The following is a 20,568-nucleotide window of genomic DNA, read 5'->3' as shown; positions in this document are numbered from 1 at the left end:
CCGAGGTAACTGAAAACCGGCGGATTTCATAACGTGCCCTGGCAGTGTGCAACCGGGTAGACAGAGAAGGCCTGCACGCCAGGGCCTGTCAGCCTTGGCGAGCGGCAACTTACTACCGAAGTTAAACGAGTCAACACGTGGGCTTCTTAACGACGTCAGTCGACTATACGCTGAGCCGCGCCGGCGACGTTAGCAGTTCGCATCCTGCATAATGAACACGCATGAGGATTTACCCGCATCATCCGCCGGACGGCGGCCGGGAGACGAGCGATGCAAAACGACAGACCCCCGCCGCGGCGGGTGACATATGAGAAAGGGATCCGGATCGGCGGCCCCGGCTGGTTCGGCCGGTTGCTGACCATCGCCCTGAGCGCGATCTTGTTCGTGGTGGCCGCGATGCTGTCGATCGTGCTGTTCGCCGTGCTGTTCGCGGTCGGCACGATCGTCGTCGGGTATCTGTGGTGGAAGATGCGCGCGTTGCGCCGGCAGACGGTCGCGAATGGCGACGACGCCCGCACCATCGACATGGAGGTCGTCCACAAGGACCCGCCCGACGACGATTCCGCGCCACGCTGAGGATCGGCTACGCGCGCCTCAAGCCGCAAGGGCCGCTTCGACCGCGCTTAAGTAATTGCGAAAGCCGGCCTGCTGCAGCGCCTCTCGCAGTCGCAGCAGTTCAAGTCGCGTGGCTTCGCTGAGCGGCGCCTGAAGCGCGAGTGCAAGCGCACGGCCACGCGCCGCGAAAAGCTCGGACCACGGCAACGGTTCGCGCTGTGTATAGGCCTCGAGTGCGTCCACGTAGTGCAGCATGCCAGCAGGATCGCCCGCCCCCAGCATCGCTTCGACGGCGTCGCGGTAAAACCACAGGTGATTGTGGCCGACCGCGCCAAGACGCAACAGCGCCTCGCCTTCAGCCAGTAGCCGCGTACGCTCGTCTTCGTCGTCAACCGCGCGGCTCAGTGCGCTCAAGGCCTTTGGCCCGGAAAACTGAGTCCCTACCTCGCGTGAGATGGCGAGTGCTTCGCGCAGCGCCACCACTGCTTCACTACGGCATCCTTCGTCCAGTAACAGGCGACCCTGCATCTCCAGATTCTGCGCTTCGAAGCGGCGCGCACCCAATTGCCGGATCACACGCATTTCCTGCACCAGATGCTTGCTGGCCGCCTGCGCATCGCCCAGTTCCTGGCAGGCGAACACCCCCAGCGTCTCCCCCAGCAATTGCGCGCGAGGCTGCCCGATCAACTCGGCGGCGCGGGCGGCGGCGCTTGCGTCCTCGCGAGCCTGACTTGCGTCGTTCAGATAAATGCGGCTGAAGCCCTGCATCGACAGATTGGCGACCTCGATGCGGCCGAACCCGTGTTCGCGGCTCATCGCGACGCATTCGCTGAAATGATGGAACGCGGTCCGCATGCGCCCCTGCGCATACGCCGCATCCGCCAGGCCGCCGAGCGCGCGAGCCTCTGCCTCGGGCAGACCGAGTCGCCGCGCGTAGCCGAGACCGCGCTCATGCTCGGCGCTGCAGGCGTCGATCTTGCCGAGCGGAAAGAGAATGTTGCCGCGCAGATAGTGGAGGCTTGCAAGCTCCGCCAGCCGGTTGTCTCGCTCCGCGATCTTTTGCGCTTGCGCGAGTAAGCCGAGTGCTTCGTCGAGACCCTCGCTGACACGCAGACCCTCCGCGAGCCCGAGCTGGCAGTCGCAACGGGCGGCGTCGTCGGTGGCGGCGGCGAGTGCGGTGCGGTACGTCACGATCGATCCTGCGATGTCGCCCAGGTCGCGCTGAAGTTCGCCCTTGCAGCAGCTCAGTGCATGGCGGTCCGCGTCCGACTGCGCGATTTCGATGCCGCGCTCGGCCAGCCGCAGCGCGGCTTCGAAACGATGGGCGGCACGCTGTGCGGCCGCCGCGCCCAGGTAGGCGTGCGGCGCGTGCTCGTCTTCGGCGCGGTCGAGGTGCTGGGCGTACAGCGTGACATCGCTCTGTGCGAACCATTCAGCCGCGCGCAGATGAAGTTCACGGCGGCGCGCGCGCAACAACGTCGAGTAGGCGCTCTCCTGGATCAATGCGTGGGCGAACAGGAAGTCGTCGCCTTCCGGCAGCACGAGTGCATTGACGAGCAGGCCGTCGCAGGCGTAGCCAGGATCGCCCACGAGCTCTCGCAGCAGCGCGAGGTCGAAACGCTGACCGATCACGGCGGCCGCCTGGAACGCCAGGCGGTCACGGGGCGCGAGCCGGTCCATCCGCGCGAGCACGAGACTGCGGATCGACGCGGGCACGTTGCCGCCGCTGCCTTCTTCAGCGTTGCGCAGCAGTTGTTCGAGAAACAACGGATTGCCGCCCGCGCGCTCGATGCAGGCGAGCGCAACGCGCTGGGTCGCATCGATGAAATTGCCCGCCAGGCTCAGGGCCTCGTCCTTGCGAAGCGGTCCGAGATCGATCGTGGCGAACGGGGTGGCGCGGCAACGTGCGCGCCAGCCTGCATCGATCGGATCGCCTTCCACGCGCGAAGTCATGACCAGCAGGCCCGTGCCGTTGGCGATGCCTGACGCGAACGCCGACAGGTAGCCGATGACTTCGGAATCGGCCCAATGCAGGTCTTCGACGACGATGAGCGTCGCCGCATGGGCGCAAGCGTCCTCGGTCAGCCTCGCGGCGAGCGCCTGCTTGCCGCGCTTGCGCGCGCCGTGGTCCATGGCCTCGTAGATGGTTTGCCATTCGGCGGCCTGCGGGAGATCGAGGAAGTCGTGCAGAAACACGATCTGCTCGGCCTTGACGATACCTTGGGTCGCGACCTGCGCGGCGGCGGCCTGCCGCGCTTCACTCGATGCACCGGCCGGTAAGCCGAGCAGGCTTCCAATGATGGTTCGCACCGGATCCTGGCCCTTGCCGACGCCGAAATCGAGCACGAGGCTCCGATGGAGCGTGAAGCCCTGTGCCTGCGCATGGCGGCGCATCTCGTCGACGAGCCGCGTCTTGCCGATCCCGGCTTCGCCTCGCACATGAACGACATGCCCTGCGCGCCTTGCCATGCACGCATGAAGGATGCCGTGAAACTGTTCGAGCTCGGCTTCGCGTCCGACGAAGCGGCTGCGGCTCGTCCTGACGGGCTCGCTGCCAAGCGCGACGAGCCGCCATGCCCGCACCGACGTGTCGATGCCCTTGAAGCGCCGCTCGCCGATTGCTTCGCAACTGGCGGCGTCGCCGAGCGTGCGCGCCGCGTCGTCGGATATCCATGTTTCGCCGGCGGCCGCGGCTGCCACGAGTCGAGCGGCCAGGTTCACCGGATCGCCATGCACGGTGTAGTCCTGCGCGTCGGCGCGGCCCAGCGCGCCCGCGATGACCTCGCCGCTCGCAATGCCGATATGCGCCTGCAACGGCCGCCCGGTCTGCGCGGCCAGCCGCGCCAGGCCCTCGTGAATGTCGAGAGCGGCACGGGCGGCGCGCAGCGTGTCCGTCTCGTGCGAGCGGGGCGCGCCGAACAGCGCCATCACCGCGTCGCCGATGTGCTTGTCGATCGTGCCGCCATAGGCGAGCACGATCCCGTCGACCAGCGCCGTGTAGCGTCCGATCAGCGCGCGCAAGTCTTCGGGATCGAGCGAGCGCGACAGCATCGTGTAGCCGCAGAGATCGGCGAACAGAATCGTGACCTGCCTGCGCTCGTCCGCGGGCACCTCGTTGTCGGCGGACGTCTGGGGCGGTAGCGGCGCGGCCGCCGTTAGGGCGCCTGCCGCCGCGGCCAGAATGCGCTTACGGTGGCCGAGCGACTGTACCCCCAGCTCTTTCAGGTCCACGTCGGTCAGCTGCCCGAGCAGCGACATGTCGATGTCGTTTGCCGCGAACGCGTGGGCGTACTGCTCGAGCCCGAGGTCCCGCAGCCATTTCTTGATATCCATGTTCGTCGCCCCGCCTCCGATGCGTGGCCCCGCGGGCAAAAGCTCAGACGAATAGCGCGCCTGCCGGCCGCTGGTGTGAACGGCTCCGGAGCTGCATGGCCTTTGCGTGGAGTTCGCCAGGTACGGGGCCGATGAATAACCAGTGTAGGTGTCCGATAAGCACGCTGCATCGCGTTTGACAGCCGTTCGAGCCGCGCAGGATACTGGCTGGCGCGCCTCACGGCGCCCTTGCATTCGACCGGGAATCCACGTGAAGCCGGGCAAGACCGTTTCCGTTTCCGTCTCCGAGATTCCGCTGCGCTCGCGTTTGGCGGGTCTGCCAGGCGACGTGGCGGCGGGCGCCGTTTCGACGCTCGTCATGCTGTGCTATGCGATGAGCCTCGGCACGATGATCTTTAGCGCCGATCTTGCCCGCTACGCGATGCTGGGCGTGCCCACCGCGCTCGTGAGCTGCGTCGTCACGGCGCTCGTGATCGCCTTGACGAGTTCGATGCGCGTCAACATTGGCGGCCCCGACAGCAACGCCGCCGCCTTTCTCGCCGGCGTGGCGGCGGGGGTGGCCAGCAGCGTGCGCGCGGACGGCGGTTCACCGCAGACGCTGATCCTCACTGTGCTGATTGCCATCGCGCTCTGTTCGCTCATGACGGGCGTCGTGCTCTATGCGATCGGCTCGTCGAAGCGCAGCCGCTCCTTGCAGTTCCTGCCCTATCCGGTGCTCGGCGGATTTCTCGCGGGCACGGGCTACCTGCTGCTCGCCGGGGCGTTCCGCGTGCTGACGGGCCAGCCGCTGCAGTGGCACACGCTCGCGTTGCTCGCGCACCTTCACTGGCTCACATGGGCTCCGGCGCTAGTCGTCGGCGTGCTGGCCACGGTACTGATGCGCACGTGGCAGCACATTGCCGCGCTGCCGCTCACGCTGGCCTTCGGCGTCGTGCTTTTCTACGTTCTGCTGCAGGTTGCCGGAGTTTCGATCGACGACGCGCGCGACATGGGTCTGCTGCTGCCGCGCGTCAAGCTGCACCTTTCCGGGCTGCCGGAGTTGCACCTGGCCGCGAGGCTCGGACGGGGCGGCATCGACTGGTCGGCGGTCGGCGCGCATCTTCCCGAGAGTCTGGTGGTGACCTCGGTGTCGGCCGTGACGATCCTGATGAATTCAACGGCGATCGGCGCGGCCACCGGGGAGGACGTCGACCTCAATCGCGAGATGCGCGCCGCCGGCCTCGCCAATCTCGCGAGCGGACTGCTGGGCGGCATGGTCGGCTACCAGTCGTTCAATCGCTCGATGCTCAACGCACGGGTGGGCGCAACGAGCCGGGTGGCGGGCGTGTTCGCCTCGCTCGCGTGTGTGGTCGTGCTCGCCACTTCGCCGGGCATCGTGGCGCTCTTTCCGGTGCCGGTGCTGGTCGGCCTTCAGCTCTTCATGGGGCTGCGCTTGCTCGTGCATTGGCTCGCGGGCGCCTGGACCAAGCTCAACTGGTATGAGTATCTGCTCGTGCCCGTGATTCTCGGCACTATCGCGGCGTATGGCGTGATCGTCGGCGTAGGGGTCGGCGTCGTTGCAGCATGTGTGATGTTCACGCTGCTCTACGGTCGGGTCGGCTGCATACGCATGGAGTTCGACCTGCGCGCGCGGACCTCGAATGTTGAGCGCAGCATCGAAGACACCCAGGCTCTGCGCGCAATCGGCCCCCAGGTATGCGGAATGTGCCTGCAAGGGTTTCTCTTCTTCGGCACGGCCAATTCGATTCTGCAGCGCCTTCGCGAGCGATTCGGCGCCGGGAATCCGTCGCAGGTCCGCTTCGTCGTGCTCGACTTTGCGGCGACACATGGCATGGATGCATCCGTATCCATCAGCTTCGTCAAACTCAGGCAGCTCTGCGCCGCAAGAAGCGTGGACCTCGTGTTGACCGCGCTGCCGCCGCGCTCGCGCGATCTGCTCGTGAAGACCGGCACGCTCAACCTGAAGATCCATGAATTCGATACGCTCGATGCGGGTCTCGAATGGATCGAAGACAAACTGCTCGCGTCGAACTCGCTCGCGATCGCGCATGGCGGCGATCTGCGGGCGATGCTCGAGCCGCATTTCACGGCCGGCGCGTTGAACGGCTTGATCGCGTGTCTGGAGGTGCAGGATCTGCTTTCGGGGCAGGCGCTGTTTCGTCATCGCGAGCCGGGCGACGCGCTGTATTTCGTCGAGCAAGGACGTGTCGCGATCTCGCTGCCGCTCGGCGATGGCCGCTCGGCGCGTCTGCGCTCGTTCGGCCCAGGCACGGTCGTGGGGGAAATGGCGGTGTACACGCAGCAACAGCGCAGCGCGGATGTGATTGCCGAGGCACCGACGCGCGTGTACCGCCTGTCGATCTCCCGGCTGCTCGAACTCGAACAGCAGGATCCGGCGACGGCGCAACAGTTGCATCGGTTTCTCGTGAAGACCATTGCGTTGCGTCTTGCTGTGGCCGATGAGGCACTACGCGCGGCTTTATGAGCGGCAGCGCCCCTGACCGGCGGCGCCCCCAACCCGTCACCACGTCCCGCTAAACGCCTGCTGTACCTTGACGGGATCGGTCACGCCGTTGGCCACCAGCAATTGCGTCAGCAATCGCGCCTTCTGCGGATTCAGATCGAGCGATGTGACGAATCCGCGCTCGTCGTCGTCCACCTCGACGTTGCGGTTCACGAACCCCGACACCAGGCGCGTCGAGCGAACCACCACGATGCCTTTTGCCGCCGCGCGGTCGAGCGCCGCGAGGGCTTGCTTCGACATGTCACCATCGCCTTCGCCGGCGACGACGATGCCCTTCGCGCCATCGGCGATCGCATGATCGATCTGGCGGCCATCCATGTTGCTATGCGCGTAGACGATATCGACGCGCGGCAATTGCCCACTCGCAGGCAGGCTCAGCGCAGCGCGCGTCGATTGCACCGCCGGCATCACGAAGCGCACGCTCGCCGGATCGACATAACCGATCGCGCCGGCATTCGGCGACGCGAACGCCTGTACCGCCGTGGTATTGGTCTTGGTGATCCAGCGCGGCGCGTGAATCTGGTCGTTCATCACGACCATCACGCCTCGGCCACGCGACTGCGGGCTCGCCGCCACTTCGACGGCTTCGTACAGATTGCCGGGACCGTCGGCGCTCGCGGAACCGCCCGGTCGCATCGAGCCGACCAGCACCACCGGCTTGTCGGAGCGCAGCACGTTGCTCAGGAAGAACGCCGTTTCCTCGATCGTATCGGTGCCGTGCGTAATCACGATGGCGTCGGCCTCGTTCCGCGCGAAGACCTCGTCGATCCGCCGCGCAAGCTGCAACCAGATCTTGTCGTTCATGTCCTGCGAGCCGACGTTCGAGATCTGCTCCGCGCTGATGCTTGCGAGCTTCTCGATGCCCGGCACGCCGCGCACCAGTTCCTGCCCCTTCACGTTGCCCGAGTTGTAGCCGATCGCCGAACGGGGATCGGCGGTTCCCGAGATGGTGCCGCCGGTGGCCAGCACCAGAACACGCGGCGTTGCCGTGACGGCGCTTGCCTGTTGCGATGGCGCGTCGGCAGCCTGTGCGCAGGTACCCGCGGCAAGTGCCGCGATCAGCAGTGCCGCCGAACCGCACAGCCGCCTTGCTTTTCGATCGATCGTGTTGCCGTTCATCTTTCACTCCTCCATCGTTTAAAAGAGTCGCGTGCGTATGCACGCGACCTGTGACCGGAACAACCTTCGTCGCTCACGCCGCCGACGACATCTTTCTTGGTTGCGTCAGCATGGCGGGTTGAAGAATCTCGTCGAGCTGCGCCTGACTCAACAGCCCTTTGTCGATCACGATCTGCGCGACGCTTTTGCCCGACGCAAGCGCTTCCTTCGCGACTTCGGTCGAGTGCGTATAGCCGATGTACGGGTTCAGCGCGGTCACGATGCCGATCGAGCTCTCGACGATCGCGCGCAGCCGCTCGCGATTCGCGGTAATGCCGTCGACGCATTTCGACGCGAGCGTGAGGCACCCTGCGCGTAAATGGGCGACGCTCTTGAACAGGCTGTGCGCGATGATCGGCTCGAACGCGTTGAGCTGGAGCTGCCCCGCTTCGGCGGCAAAGCTCACCGTCACATCGTTGCCGATGACTTCGAACGCGATCTGGTTGACGACCTCCGGAATCACCGGATTCACCTTGCCCGGCATGATGCTCGAACCCGCCTGCACCGGCGGCAGGTTGATTTCGCCGAGGCCCGCGCGAGGACCGCTCGAAAGCAGGCGAAGATCGTTGCAGGTCTTGGAGAGTTTTACGGCGACGCGCTTCAGTACACCGGAGAGCTGCACGAACGAACCGACATCCTGCGTCGCTTCGATCAGATTCGGCGACGTGGTCAACCCGATACCGGTTATTTCGCTCAAGTGCCTGCATGCAAGCTGCGCGTATTCCGGATGTGTATTGATGCCGGTGCCGATCGCCGTCGCGCCGAGATTGATCTCGCAGATGAGCTGGGCCGCTTCCTTCAGCCGCTCTTCGTCTTCGCCGAGCATCACAGCGAAGGTGCTGAACTCCTGGCCGAGCGTCATCGGTACGGCGTCCTGAAGCTGCGTGCGGCCCATCTTCAGGTCGTTGCCGAATTCCACCGCCTTGCGTTCGAACGATGCGCGCAACACGCCCATCGCGTCGACCAGTTGCATGATGCCCGCGTACGTGGCGATCTTGAGCGCGGTCGGATAGACGTCGTTGGTGCTCTGGCCGAGATTCACGTCCTCGTTCGGATGGAGAACCGCGTATTCGCCGCGCTGTTGCCCGAGATGTTCGAGCGCGAGATTGGCGATGACCTCGTTCGCGTTCATGTTGGTCGACGTGCCCGCGCCGCCCTGAATCACGTCGACGACGAAATGCTCGTGCGCGGTGCCTGAGCGCACCTGCCTGCATGCGTGCACGACGGCCTGCATCTTCACTGCGCTCAATAGGCCGAGATCGTAATTCGCGAGCGCGGCGGCTTCTTTCACGCTCGCCAGTGCGTTGACGAGGTTCGGATACACGGAGATCGGAATACCCGTGATGGGAAAGTTTTGCAGCGCGCGCAGCGTGTGTACGCCGTAGTACGCGCTCGCGGGCACGGCGAGATCGCCGAGAAGGTCGTGTTCGATACGTTCGGTCGGTGCAAGCATGATTACCTCTCAGGTTCTGAAATCGACAGGCGAGCGGGGTCATCCGGCACACCTCGTGTGCAGGTCCGTCGCATTGACTGGGTGATGCGGTTGGGTTATCGAGGCGGCGCTGTCGCGCAGGCGACACACTGCTTCGCGAGCACGTCGGTCGGATCGACCACGCTCATGCGCGCGCCGTTCGCGCCGATCACATACGGCCCGCGAATCAGCAGCGGCAGTTCCGTGCAGCCGAGAACGATTACTTCGACGCCGTCGGCGATAAGCCCGTCGATCGCCGCGGCGAGGTCTTGCTGACACTGCCCCGCCGTGAATCCGGCCTTCACGCCTTCCTTGCCGTAGATCGCGTCCATCACGCGCGCCTGCAGCGCGGGTGCCGGGACGACCTGCCGCAAGCCGTGCGATTCGAGCGCCTTTTCGTAGACGCCGCTCGCGAGCGTGCCGGAAGTCGCGAGCACGCCGACCGAGCGCAGCGCGGGAAACGACTCGCGCAGGTAACGCACCGTCACCGTCAGCATATTGACGATCGGCACGCCGAGATAAGGCTGTATCCGCTCGACGAAGGCATGCGCCGTATTGCACGGGATCGCGATCAGATCCGCGCCGCCCGTTTCGAGTTTCTTGCAGGTCGCATAGAGCGAGATGGTCGGGTCTGGTCCATCGCCGATCAGATTCTCCGTGCGATCCGGGATCTGCGGGTTCTGCTCGACGAGCAGCTTGAGGTGGTCCTGATCGCGCCGCGCGGGCGTCGCGCGCACGATCTTGTGAATGAAATCGACGGTGGCCGCCGGACCCACGCCGCCCACCACGCCGACCTTGAAAATCGTCTCGGGCGTGTGGTACTGGCCGGACACCACGTACTGCGCATAAGCCAGGTTCGAATCGACGAGCGGCACGCGCAACGCACCGAGTTCGTCCGCGACCAGCGCGATCTCGGTGAGCCCCGGCACGATGACGTTGGCGCCCTGTTCGATCAGGTCCTCGCACGCCGCCCGCAGCAACTCGGCCGGACGGCCACGCAGATTGCCGCTCTTCACGCCATCCTCGCCATAAACGGCCTCGGTGACGAAATCGATGCCGTCGCCGATGCGCGGGTGGATCACTTCGAACTCGGGCGCCGCGAAGTACTTCTCGAACAGGCGCCTGCGCCGCGTATGCGCCGACGCGAGCACGCCCACGCGGCGCACCGCGGGAAATCTTCTGCGCACGTGGCTGCGCACCGCATCGATCATGTCGACGATCTGCAGCGGCGAATTGGCCTTCAGTTCGTCGATGAACGTGTGACTCAGGAAGCACGGCAGCACGACCGTCGTCACGCCGCGCTTCTCGAAGCTGCTGATCAGATCGAAGACGTACAGCTTGCGCTGCGTCAACGTCTCGCTGTCGGCATCGGCGCTGCGAAACGGCTGCTGCTCGAAGATCGCATCGAAGTGCTCGGCGTCGCGCGTGGCCGGCGTCGATTTGATCAGTTTGAAGAACACGTCCGCGCTCGCGAGCGGGCCGAGCCCGCCCACCACGCCGAACTTGCGCGCGCTCGTGGCAGACGTTGCGTCCATGCCGCTCATTTCGTCTCGCCTTCGAGCCGGCCGAACGAAGCCGTCGCCATCGCCGTGCGGCGTTCCTGCCGCGTCACGCGCTGGCCCTCCCACTTCGCGATGGCTGCCGTCGCGATGCTGTTGCCGATCACGTTGGTCGCCGTGCGCCCCATGTCGAGAATCTGGTCGATCGCGAGCACCAGCACGACGCCCGATGGCGGCAAATGGAACATCGGCGCCACGGCCGCGACGACCACCACCGAGCCGCGCGCGACACCCGCCATGCCTTTGCTGCTCACCATCAGCACGAGCAGCATCACGATCTGCGTGCCGATCGGCATGTCGATGCCGAACGCCTGCGCGATGAAGATCGCGGCGAAGGCCTGATACATCATCGAGCCGTCGAGATTGAACGCATAGCCGAGCGGCAACGTGAAGCCGACCACTTTCTTGTCGACGCCGAATTCCTCCAGCTTCTCCGTCAGGCGCGGATATGCCGCCTCGCTGCTCGCGGTGGAGAACGCCAGCATCGCGGGTTCGCGGATCGCCTTGAGCAAGGCCCAGACCGGCTTGCCGAGAAACGCGTAGCCGGCGAGGATCAGCGCCGCCCACAGCAGCGCGAGCCCCGTATAGAAGCTGGCGACGAGCTTGCCGTACGTCGTTAGCACGTCGAGGCCATGCACCGTGATCGCCGATGCCAGCGCGCCGAACACACCGACGGGCGCGAGACGCATCACATAGTCGGTCAGTTTCAGCATGGTGGGCACGAGCCCTTCGACGCCCGCGATCAGCGGCGCGACGCGCGGGTCGGACTTGATCACGCTAAGCACGATGCCGAACATCACCGAGAACACGAGGATCTGCAGGATATCGTTGCGCGCCATCGCATCGACGATGCTGGTGGGGAACGCGTGTGTGACGAAGTCCTTGAAGTTCAGGCTCGACGTGTTGAGCCCGGTGGCCACGTCAGCGCTCGTCTGGGACATGTGCAAGCCCGCGCCCGGTTGCAGCAGGTTCGCGAGCACGAGGCCGAGCGCGAGCGAGAACAGTGACGCACACAGGAACCACGCGATCGAGCGCAGACCGATGCGGCGCACGTCGCTCGTGCCTTCCATGCCGGCGAGACCTGACACGAGCGTGGCGAACACGAGCGGCGCAATGATCATCTTCACGAGCCGCAGGAAGATATCGGTGACGATGGAAAAGTAGCCGGCGATCTCCTTCGCCTGCGCGGCATCGGCCGCCGTGCGATGGCAGACATAACCGACGGCCACGCCGAGCAGCATGCCGGCGAGGATGTAGAGGGTAAGCCGATTCTTCATGTGTCTCCGTCCTGAGATTATTTGTGACTGGACGGAATTCTAGAGACGGCAGAAAAGACGTGAATGCTAGTGTTGCATACGGCTATGCAAGTTTCGCATAACGCGGGATAACCCTGGCGGCGCTATTCGGCTGACCCCGACGAGGCCCGCAGATGCCGCCACAGCGTATCGAGCAGTTCAGTGCGGTTCGTGAGGTCGCGATACACGCGCAACTCCAGCTCCAGTTGCCATTCGGAGCGGCCGGCGGCGACAAGCTGGCCGCTGTCGAGTTCGGCGGCGATCGAGCTCTTCGGCAGCCAGGCGACACCCTCGCCTTCCAGCACGAGCTTCTTCACGACCTCGGCCATGTCGGATTCATAGTGAAGATGCAAGGCGGGCGACGCTTTGCTCTGCTCCATCAGCAACGCGAAGCAGCGCCCAAAGTAGCTCGTCTCCGTATAGGCGATGAACGGCATCGGATGTTCGATCACGCCGGGCAGACGGTACACGTGCGCAAGCCGCTGATTGGGCCTGCATACCGGCATGAAAGTATCGACGCCCACGGTCACGCATTCATACCTGGTCGGATCGAGATGCAACGGCAGCTGCGGATGGTGATAAGCGAACATCATCTCGCAGTTGCCGTTGACCAGCATCAGTATCGAATCGTGCACGTTCGCCGGAATCACGCGCGCGCGCACTTCGCCGACATGCTTGGACAGCGTGCGCAGCCACGCGGGCAGGAAGTTGAGCGCGATCGTGTGGCCGGCTGCGATCTGCAGGCTCGTGCCGGCGATGCGCTGTTCGGTGCGAATGATGGCGCGCGTGTCGAACAGCTTGTCGAGGATGTCTTCGGCCGCGTCACGAAACAGTTGCCCTGCCGGGGTCAGGGTCGGCGGAAAGCCGGTGCGATCGACGAGATCGGCGCCGACCCATTGTTCGAGCGACTGGATCCGTCTGCTGAAACCCGACTGCGTGACGTTGCGAAACTCCGCCGCCCGGGAAAAGCTCTGATAGCGGGCGAGCGCGATGAAGTCTTCGATCCACTTGATTTCCATCAGCCGTCGGTCTCCGATCCGGCGACGAATGGACTCGCCGCTGCGCCCGCAATTCTACGCCTGGCCGCGCCGCACGCTGACTATCGGACCAGCGTCAAACCGCCATGCACAGGTACTTCAAGGTAATCATCGATCCCGTAATGCGAGCCCTCCCTACGAGCCCATTGCGCGTCGCCATGCTCGCGACGCGCGCCATCCCATCGACGATCCCGTCACGCCGGCGAGGTTTCGGTGTTCAGCTTCGACACCAAACCCGTCTTCTCGTCGTAGCGGTAGCCTTGTTTCTCGAGGTGAGCGTTGATCGTTTCGACGACCACTTTCTGCTGAATCTCCTTGCGCAGCAATTCATGCTCCGGCTTGATCTGGCCCAGTTCAGCGGCAAGCCGGCGGCTCAATGTCGCTTCGCCTGCGCCGCGGGCAAGGACGACCACCATTTTTTCATTCGCCTGAGCCAGTTGCTGCTTCAGTGCGTTCGAGTAGTCGGACCATTTCCTGACGGTCTCCCGCGCTTCGGCAATTGCGGCGGCATGCGCGTCCGCGTCGCGCGTCATCTGCGCCTTCAATGCCTCGAGCTGCTGAGAGTCGGCAGTCACCGGCGACGCCGACTCCGGGCCCGCGACGTTCTCGCTCGCCACCGCGCTTTCGGCCAGTTCGGCCGCGCGCTGCTGCTCCGCGTCGGCACGCTCCTGCGCCTCCGACAAGCTGGCCGACAGTCTCGCGATTTCGGAGGCGCCCGCGTCACGCTCATCGGTCAGGCCGGCGATCTGCGTCTGGACATTCTGCAATTCAAGTGCGGCGGCATTGCGTTCAGCCTGCGCGCCCGCGACCTCTTCCCGGCGGGCCGCGTGCGCTTCCTGCTCGGCCTGCAGCTCCGCGCGAATCGCTTCGAGCTCGCTTTGAAGACGAGCGACCGCTTCGGAATGCGCCGCTTCCAGCGCCGCACGCTCCGTTTCGTCGGCCGGCGTTTCGACGACTGACCTAGCCGACTCGTTCGCCACCTCGCCCTCGCCCGCGGCGTCGGTCTCCTCGTGCGAAACCGCTCGGCGCTCCGCGGCCAGTTCCGCGCTCTGCAGTTCCGCTTCGAGGAGCGAAACGCGCTCGGCAAGTTCCTGCGCGCGCTTCTCCGCCGCGTCGGTCCGTTGCACGGCGAGCGCAATGTCCTCTTCGAGACCGGCTACTGCGTCGACTTTCTCGTCGTAGGCGCTTGTCATCTTATCCAGTTGGACTTGCAGCGCATCGAGTTCCTGGACGGTGGTTTGCAGTTCCGCAAGCGCGTCGTCGCGCTCGTCGCTGGCGTCCTCGACACGCTGGCGCATCGCGGCGAGGCGTCTCGCCACCGCGCGTTCCGCTTCATCCTGCGCTGAGCTCCACAGCCGGTCGAGCGCATCGCGCATGGTGTCGGTCACGGTTTCCGGCAACGCAGGACGTTCGACGACCTGCGGCACCCGCGGGGCGCGCGTTTCACGCCACTTGCGCAATGCCGCTGCCACCGCGACCACCGAGCCTGTATGGACTTCGGACCAGATGGCTACCGGAGACACCTTCTCGCCCTCTTCGGCCATCCGGTTTGCGATTTCAGCGACGAGTTCGTCCGTGATCGTAATGTTGCTTGACATGCCTGCCTCGACAAAGTGCACGTGGTGACGAATACCGTTTCGTCGTTCGGGAGGCGGCCCCGCGCTGGGACTCGCCTCGCATACCTACGAATTGTCGAGTACTTCCCCGGCGGTCAATCGTTCGAAAAGCCGAGGTTACGGGGAGGTATTCGTCGGATTGCGCCACCAAAGGTCCGGCACACGTGCATTCAGAGCTTCCCGGCGATCCGATCCGCGTGATACGACGACCGCACGAGCGGCCCCGACACCACTTCCATGAACCCCATCTTCAAACCTTCGTCGCGTAGCATGTCGAACGTCGCGGGCGGCACGTATCGCCGCACCGCCATGTGAAACCGCGACGGCGCGAGATACTGGCCGATCGTCAGCACGTCGACGTCATGGGCACGCAGATCGCGCATCGTCGCGAGCAGTTCGCTGTCGGTCTCGCCGAGCCCGGCCATCAGGCCGGATTTGGTCAACACCGCCGCGTTCTGGCGTTTCGCGCGCGATAGCAGTTCGAGCGAACCGAGGTAGTCCGCGCCGGCCCGTGCCGCCCGATACAGCGACGGCACCGTCTCGATGTTGTGATTAAAAACGTCTGGCCACGCCCCGGACAGAGCATCGAGCGCGCGGTCGATTCGCCCGCGAAAATCCGGCGTCAGGATTTCCACGCGAATGCCCGGCACGCGCTCGCGCACGAGCGCAATACAACGCGCGAAGTGCGCGGCGCCGCCGTCGCGCAGATCGTCGCGGTCCACCGATGTAATCACGACGTAGCGCAGCCCGAGCGCCGCGACGGCGTCGGCAAGCCGCGCGGGCTCGTCGTCGTCGAGCGCTTGCGGCCGTCCGTGCGCCACGTCGCAGAACGCACAGCGCCGCGTGCAGATCCCTCCCATGATCATGAATGTCGCGGTGCGCTGCGCGAAACACTCGCCGATGTTCGGACACATCGCCTCCTCGCAGACCGAATGCAAGCTGTGCTCGCGCAGCACCGCCGCCATGCCCGCGACGGTTTCGCTCATCATCGGCCGCGCGCGCAGCCAGGGCGGCTTCGGCAATACGGTCGAACGGTCCGCCGGCACGATCTTCACCGGAATGCGGGCGAGCTTGTCGTGGTTGCGCTTGCCATGCTGGCCAAGCGCCGTGAGGCTGTCGGTATGAGGAGCGGCGTCCATCGCGGTTATCCGAAGAACTCGTTGAGCAGGCGGTTCACCTCCGATGCAGCCTCCATCTGGACCATGTGTCCTTTGCCGTCGATCACGTGCACACGCACCTGAGCGGGCAGCCCCTGCGCGTGCGCGGCAGGAATGATCTGGTCCTGCGCGCCCCAGATCACCAGCGTGCGAGGCGCGAGCGTGTCGAGCCGCTCGCGATAGATGCGGCTTTGCACCCCGCCTTCGAACGCGGACGCGGCAATCTTGCGCAGCGCGACGCTGTACCGGCGCATCGCGCGGCTGGGCATCGTCGGGCCGCATCGCACATAAGCGGCATTGCGATCGCCCGTCTGAGTCTGCCGCTGTGCAGACAGCGTCCGATTCCCACGCCCTCACCCGCAGAGTGAAATCTTTTCGCAGTTCGTCCATCGCGAGCGAAAAGATTTTATTTCGGCACAACCCTGCTCCCACGCGCAGTTTGTGCCGACAGACAGGCATGACTTGCCGGACTCAGTGATCGGTCGCAACGAGAGACCACCCACGACCGCGCATCGAATGTCCTGAACGGCTCACGCGACGCACTCGCGACCCGAAGGACTCCCCAACTTCTCTCCGGATTCCTTGCGGGCCGCCTCGCGGCAGCTCGCGCTATTGTCATGATTGCGCGACGTCAATTTCTTGGTTGTCTCACTGCGCTCGGCGGAAGCGTCGTATTGAGCGCGTGCGGCGGTGGTGGTGGTGGTGATAGCGGTACTGCGGATGCCGGCGGCTCTTCCACGGGCAATTCCACGAACCCGTCGAGCACGACGGCGGCACCCTCTGCGGGCACGGCAACCTCCGGTATCGCGACCTCGACGGGCACGACCAGTTCCGGTACTACGACTTCGACTAGCGGCACGACGACGGTGGCGAACGGCTCGTCGCCGACCGCCTCGACTGGAACGGCCTCCACCGGTACGTCCGGCTCGACCTCGGGCGACAGTTCTGGCGCTCCATCGGACCCGAACTCGGGGTCACCCGGCAACGCTTCGAACGCTTCGCCACAGAACACGACCATCCCCCCGGCGACGGTGATTATCGACAGCCAGAACGCGTCGTGGACCCTGGTCGGCGGATCCGTCTACAGGAACAGTGTCGCGGCGGGCAACACCTACAACGTCTCGTTGATACTCTGGTACGGGGGTACGATCTATCACGAGGGAACCGGCGGCCAATTTTACGGATGGAATGGTTCGGGATGGCAGTCGTGCAATGACCCACGTTTGGGCGGCACCTCCGTCGACGGCACCATGATCCCGCCCGCGTCGTATCTGATCGACAAGGTCGGCGCGATATGGACCGTCGTGAACGGTGTCGTGTACCGCAATCGGAGTGCCGTCGGCACGATGTCGAATGCGGCGCTTCTGCTGTGGTACGGCGGCAAGTTCTGGGCACAATCGACCGGCGGTCAGTTCTACGTGTGCGCCGATGCGGATGAATGGTTGCCGTGCAACGATCCGCGCATCGCGACCGCGGCGCCGGCCGGCTCGTTTCACGGTATCAACGGGCATTACGATTATTTGTATTCGACGTCGCAGCTCGTGTCGATCATGCAAACCCTGGGCTGCTCGACGTACCGGCTCAGCTGTACCGACTACGCACCGCAACTCGCCGCGGTCGTGGCGTTGGCACAAGCATTCCAGCCAGCGGGCTTGACCCTTTTCGTGCTGATCGATGCCGGCATCCACGACGGTAACGGCAACCTGTTCACGAGCGAATCGGCGGCCTATACACGCGGCTTCAATTGCGCGGTAACTGTCGCGACGGCGTTGCAACCCCACGGCGTGACCCTGTATGAATGCGGCAACGAACTGACGCGCGCGAACGGGATCATTCTCGACCCCACCAACGCAGGAACGAGCGTCGTCGACTTCGACAATGCGAACTGGCCGCTGATGCGCGGCGTGATGCGCGGCATGATCGACGGGGTCAAGTCGGTGCAGGCGGATGCTAAATGCGGCGTCAACTTTTGCGTCGCGGACACCGGCGCATCCGACGCTCTGTGGGATGGCAAGCAGCCCGATGGCACGAGCGGCCATCCGACCGTCAGGTGGGACTTGACTACGTGGCACAACTACGAGGTGTACGGCGACATCTTCGATATCGGCTCCGACGGGTCCGGCCCCGGCTTCGACTTGCCCACCTATTGCAAGGCCCGATATGGCGTCCCCTTCGTGATCTCGGAATGGAACACAGGACCGGAGAAGACCGAGGCGTACCGGGCCAACTACATCACGTCGCGCCTGCTCACTTACTATCAGGCGAGAAAGACGAAGAACATTCAATCGGCGATGTATTACGAGCTCGATAGCGGAGACGCAACTTACGGTCTGATGATCAACGGCACGGCGCTTGCGCTTCCGTACAATGCGTTCGCGAGTTTTGTCGCGAGCCATCCCGATAGCTGAGCGTGCGCACTCGCTGAGTCCGCGCGCTGCCTACGGTCGATTCGACCTGCGTGAGACGTTGACGGATAACCCGTCCCGGCCGAGACCGCGATAGGTCTCGTAGCCCGGGGCGACGAGTTGCAAGTCAGGCGACCCCTGTTGCAACGCGGCTGTGTCCGTGCATCACGTTACGCCCACAGCCGCATCGCTACAGCGCACGATTCGTGCAATCAGAAGATCAGAACTGGTGTCGCAGTCCCACGGTGACCGCGACCTGCGTGCCCGTCGACGATGGCGAGAGGGTATTGATCATCGCATCTGCGAGCACGGAATCCGCCGGCGCGCCATGAACATGCTGATAGACGCCTTCCAGGTACACGTCGGTACGCTTGCTCAACGAATAGTCGGTCTGCAGCATGACCGAATTCCATTTTGGAGAGGCTTTCGTGGCCCCCTGGTTGTAAGCACCGTCAGTGAACGTATAGGCACCGGATACACTCCACGCGGACGTCACCGAGTAGTGTGCGTTCACCTCGTAATTGTCCAATCGCAGATTACCGCCAAGCGGCAGATAGCTGCCGAGGCCCAGCGAGATGACGCCCGCCATGTTGTCGATCTGAGTATGGCTCCACACGAATCCGACAGTTGCGGGGCCGAACGTGTAATTGCCGCCGGCGCCCCAGATACGCTGGCGCTCCGCGATGAAGTTCGCGCTGCCGTCGCCCTGCGCGATTGCCCCATTCGGATTCGTGCCCGATACGCCGCCGCCTGCGTTATTGAACTGCAGGTACCCGCCAGCAAGATTCACTGGGCCCTGCGCATAACCTACGCTAAAGCCGTACGCGCGATTGTCAGCGAATCCTCCCGCCTTGTTGCTGAACGAATACATGCCTTCGAACGTCACGCCGGCATAGGTCGGACTCACATACTTGACCGAGTTGTTGACGACCACCGAATCAGCCGCCAGGTTGTCGTTCTCGAACGGGTGTGCGGCGAGGTTGCCACCCCACGTGTTGCTCCCCGCGGTGATCGGTCCGAGCTGGTCGTTCAGCACATCGAACTGGCGGCCCAACGTCACGGTGCCGAGATTGTCGCTTTGCAACCCGACCCAGGCCTGAGAACCGAAGGCGTCACCCGGAAAGGCCTGGCTACCGTTGTTTAGATTGAAGCCCTGCTCGAGTTTGAAGATCGTACGAACACCACCTCCCAGATCTTCAGTACCCTTGAGGCCAAACACCGTATTCTGCGTGGAGCTGGTCGCCATTTGCCAATTGCTATGACCGACCTGGTTGTTGGTATAGATGAGTCCCGTGTCGATAAGACCGTACAGGGTCACGCTGTTTTGCGCATACGCGGAAACCGAAAATGCGCCGAGGATCCCGATTGCCAGCAAGGCTCTTTTCATGTCTTTATGCCCCATTTGCGATTACAGAAAAATAGAACAGCTTTTTCTTAATTGGAGTTCCACCCCGGGACATTCCACCTGGGATAGTCAGCTCGCGCCGATCTGCTTCTAAATCGAAATGTGCTTTCCAATCGCATCAAACAAGCAGAATGGCCACTAGCTGACCGGCGGTCGCAATCACGATCGCCAGATCAACCGGATTGGCCAGAAGAAATCCGAGAAAGTCTGAATCGACGGCGCGCGTGCGCCACATCCCGACAAAGCCGACCGACAGAATCAGCCCGAATAAAAAGTCGAATCCGAATCCTGCGGCGAGCCATCTGTTATGCCTGACGACATGTTCGGCGAATGCGAACATTGCCAAAAAGGCGATTTGCGATATGAGAACAACCAGTACGACAACACGCTGCTGATTATTCTTTTTCATCGGCTGGCGGAAATCCGGTTGCTCGAACCCGGCACGACCTCCTCGCTCGTCTGGCCGAACTTCGGCAGTACGGGCGCGTACCTGGTAGACACCCGCATGCTCTCAAGTACGGAGGGTGCTCCGACTTCTGTCGCGGCCTGGCCGCTGTAAGCGCCAGGCCCCAACCCAAGGCACGCAGGCGCCCTGCCCCGCATGGCAGCGATCCCGGCAGGTACGCGGCACCCCAAAGGAGGGGCGGTGACCGTCGTACCCGCTCCATCCGCGGCGCAACCGTTATTCGACCGCCTCGCCATGCAGCACCAGGTCCAGTCCTTCGCGCTCTTCTTCCTCGGCGACACGCAACCCCATCACTGCGTCGATTGCCTTGAGCAGAACAAACGAGACCACCCCGCTGTAGATCAGCGTCGTCGCGACACCCTTGAGTTGCAGCATCACGTCACCGTCCGCGCCGCCGATGTCCTTGACCGCGAACACGCCGGTCAGCAGCGCACCGACGATCCCGCCCACGCAATGCACGCCGAACGCGTCGAGCGAATCGTCGTAACCGAGCTTGTGCTTGAGCCACGTGGCCGCCCAGAAGCAGACCACACCCGCGACGATACCGATCACGAGCGCGCCGAGCGTGCCGACGAAGCCCGACGCCG

13 protein-coding genes and 2 pseudogenes are annotated in these 20,568 nt (G+C 64.2%); 3 read left to right on the top strand and 12 right to left on the bottom strand.

Annotation, left to right across the window (positions count from 1 at the left end; genetic code table 11):
• The first annotated feature begins 270 nt into the window (after window positions 1–270).
• Window positions 271–576: a hypothetical protein gene (locus HDG32_RS30945; RefSeq protein WP_184073165.1), complete on the top strand. Its 306-nt coding sequence runs from the start codon at window positions 271–273 to the stop codon at window positions 574–576.
• A gap of 18 nt (window positions 577–594) precedes the next feature.
• Here the strand turns inward: HDG32_RS30945 and HDG32_RS30940 are convergent, their stop codons facing one another.
• On the bottom strand, window positions 595–3,888 hold the full coding sequence (locus HDG32_RS30940; protein ID WP_184073163.1) for an adenylate/guanylate cyclase domain-containing protein: 3,294 nt from the start codon (window positions 3,886–3,888) through the stop codon (window positions 595–597).
• Window positions 3,889–4,138: 250 nt separating this feature from the next.
• Here HDG32_RS30940 and HDG32_RS30935 point away from each other — a divergent pair, with 250 nt between their 5' ends.
• Window positions 4,139–6,373 carry an SLC26A/SulP transporter family protein gene (locus HDG32_RS30935; RefSeq protein ID WP_184073161.1) on the top strand — a complete coding sequence of 745 codons (2,235 nt, stop codon included), beginning with the start codon at window positions 4,139–4,141 and terminating at the stop codon, window positions 6,371–6,373.
• 36 nt (window positions 6,374–6,409) lie between these two features.
• On the opposite strand, the gene HDG32_RS30930 is transcribed toward HDG32_RS30935, so the two are convergent.
• From HDG32_RS30930 to HDG32_RS30895, 8 genes and pseudogenes are all read right to left on the bottom strand, one after another.
• Complete coding sequence (locus tag HDG32_RS30930) at window positions 6,410–7,531, bottom strand: asparaginase (RefSeq protein WP_184073159.1); 1,122 nt, start codon at window positions 7,529–7,531, stop codon at window positions 6,410–6,412.
• Window positions 7,532–7,604: 73 nt separating this feature from the next.
• Window positions 7,605–9,023, bottom strand: a complete 1,419-nt coding sequence (aspA, locus tag HDG32_RS30925) for an aspartate ammonia-lyase (RefSeq protein ID WP_184073157.1) — start codon at window positions 9,021–9,023, stop codon at window positions 7,605–7,607.
• A gap of 95 nt (window positions 9,024–9,118) precedes the next feature.
• Entirely contained in the window at window positions 9,119–10,585 is a 1,467-nt protein-coding gene (locus HDG32_RS30920; protein ID WP_184073155.1) for an aspartate/glutamate racemase family protein, read from the bottom strand.
• Window positions 10,582–11,877, bottom strand: coding sequence for a dicarboxylate/amino acid:cation symporter (locus tag HDG32_RS30915; RefSeq protein ID WP_184073154.1), 1,296 nt, complete (start codon window positions 11,875–11,877; stop codon window positions 10,582–10,584). Before HDG32_RS30915 ends, HDG32_RS30920 begins: the two co-directional genes overlap by 4 nt.
• 122 nt (window positions 11,878–11,999) lie before the next feature.
• Window positions 12,000–12,914: a LysR substrate-binding domain-containing protein gene (locus tag HDG32_RS30910; RefSeq protein WP_184073152.1), complete on the bottom strand. Its 915-nt coding sequence runs from the start codon at window positions 12,912–12,914 to the stop codon at window positions 12,000–12,002.
• A gap of 212 nt (window positions 12,915–13,126) precedes the next feature.
• The gene (locus HDG32_RS30905) at window positions 13,127–14,530 is read right to left on the bottom strand and encodes a DNA-binding protein (RefSeq protein WP_184073150.1); all 1,404 of its coding nucleotides are present in this window, start codon (window positions 14,528–14,530) and stop codon (window positions 13,127–13,129) included.
• Between the two features lie 188 nt (window positions 14,531–14,718).
• Entirely contained in the window at window positions 14,719–15,687 is a 969-nt protein-coding gene (gene lipA, locus HDG32_RS30900; protein ID WP_184073148.1) for a lipoyl synthase, read from the bottom strand.
• A gap of 5 nt (window positions 15,688–15,692) precedes the next feature.
• Window positions 15,693–15,941, bottom strand: a pseudogene (locus HDG32_RS30895) (alpha/beta fold hydrolase); the annotation flags it as partial.
• A 381-nt stretch (window positions 15,942–16,322) separates the two neighbouring features.
• On the opposite strand from HDG32_RS30895, the gene HDG32_RS30885 reads away from it, so the two are divergent.
• A complete protein-coding gene (locus HDG32_RS30885; RefSeq protein ID WP_221307925.1) occupies window positions 16,323–18,113 on the top strand; it encodes a hypothetical protein in 1,791 nt (596 codons plus the stop codon).
• A gap of 217 nt (window positions 18,114–18,330) precedes the next feature.
• Here the strand turns inward: HDG32_RS30885 and HDG32_RS30880 are convergent, their stop codons facing one another.
• The 3 genes and pseudogenes from HDG32_RS30880 to HDG32_RS30870 form a co-directional block, all read right to left on the bottom strand.
• Complete coding sequence (locus HDG32_RS30880; RefSeq protein ID WP_184073142.1) at window positions 18,331–19,497, bottom strand: porin; 1,167 nt, start codon at window positions 19,495–19,497, stop codon at window positions 18,331–18,333.
• Window positions 19,498–19,633: 136 nt separating this feature from the next.
• Entirely contained in the window at window positions 19,634–19,924 is a 291-nt protein-coding gene (locus HDG32_RS30875; RefSeq protein ID WP_184073140.1) for a hypothetical protein, read from the bottom strand.
• Between the two features lie 273 nt (window positions 19,925–20,197).
• Window positions 20,198–20,568: pseudogene (locus HDG32_RS30870) on the bottom strand (ammonium transporter); the annotation flags it as partial.

The organism is Paraburkholderia sp. CI2 (assembly GCF_014201055.1).
Lineage (GTDB): Bacteria > Pseudomonadota > Gammaproteobacteria > Burkholderiales > Burkholderiaceae > Paraburkholderia > Paraburkholderia tuberum.
The sequence above is the reverse complement of the archived record's forward strand: the minus strand, read 5'-3'. Positions and strand labels throughout refer to the sequence as shown.

Bases quoted from the DNA above. Each gene is read 5' to 3' on its own strand.
- HDG32_RS30945 (WP_184073165.1), top strand. From the start codon at position 271: ATGCAAAACGACAGACCCCCGCCGCGGCGGGTGACATATGAGAAAGGG.
- HDG32_RS30940 (WP_184073163.1), bottom strand. From the start codon at position 3,888: ATGGATATCAAGAAATGGCTGCGGGACCTCGGGCTCGAGCAGTACGCC.
- HDG32_RS30930 (WP_184073159.1), bottom strand. From the start codon at position 7,531: ATGAACGGCAACACGATCGATCGAAAAGCAAGGCGGCTGTGCGGTTCG.
- aspA (WP_184073157.1), bottom strand. From the start codon at position 9,023: ATGCTTGCACCGACCGAACGTATCGAACACGACCTTCTCGGCGATCTC.
- HDG32_RS30920 (WP_184073155.1), bottom strand. From the start codon at position 10,585: ATGAGCGGCATGGACGCAACGTCTGCCACGAGCGCGCGCAAGTTCGGC.
- HDG32_RS30915 (WP_184073154.1), bottom strand. From the start codon at position 11,877: ATGAAGAATCGGCTTACCCTCTACATCCTCGCCGGCATGCTGCTCGGC.
- HDG32_RS30910 (WP_184073152.1), bottom strand. From the start codon at position 12,914: ATGGAAATCAAGTGGATCGAAGACTTCATCGCGCTCGCCCGCTATCAG.
- HDG32_RS30905 (WP_184073150.1), bottom strand. From the start codon at position 14,530: ATGTCAAGCAACATTACGATCACGGACGAACTCGTCGCTGAAATCGCA.
- lipA (WP_184073148.1), bottom strand. From the start codon at position 15,687: ATGGACGCCGCTCCTCATACCGACAGCCTCACGGCGCTTGGCCAGCAT.
- HDG32_RS30885 (WP_221307925.1), top strand. From the start codon at position 16,323: ATGATTGCGCGACGTCAATTTCTTGGTTGTCTCACTGCGCTCGGCGGA.
- HDG32_RS30880 (WP_184073142.1), bottom strand. From the start codon at position 19,497: ATGAAAAGAGCCTTGCTGGCAATCGGGATCCTCGGCGCATTTTCGGTT.
- HDG32_RS30875 (WP_184073140.1), bottom strand. From the start codon at position 19,924: ATGAAAAAGAATAATCAGCAGCGTGTTGTCGTACTGGTTGTTCTCATA.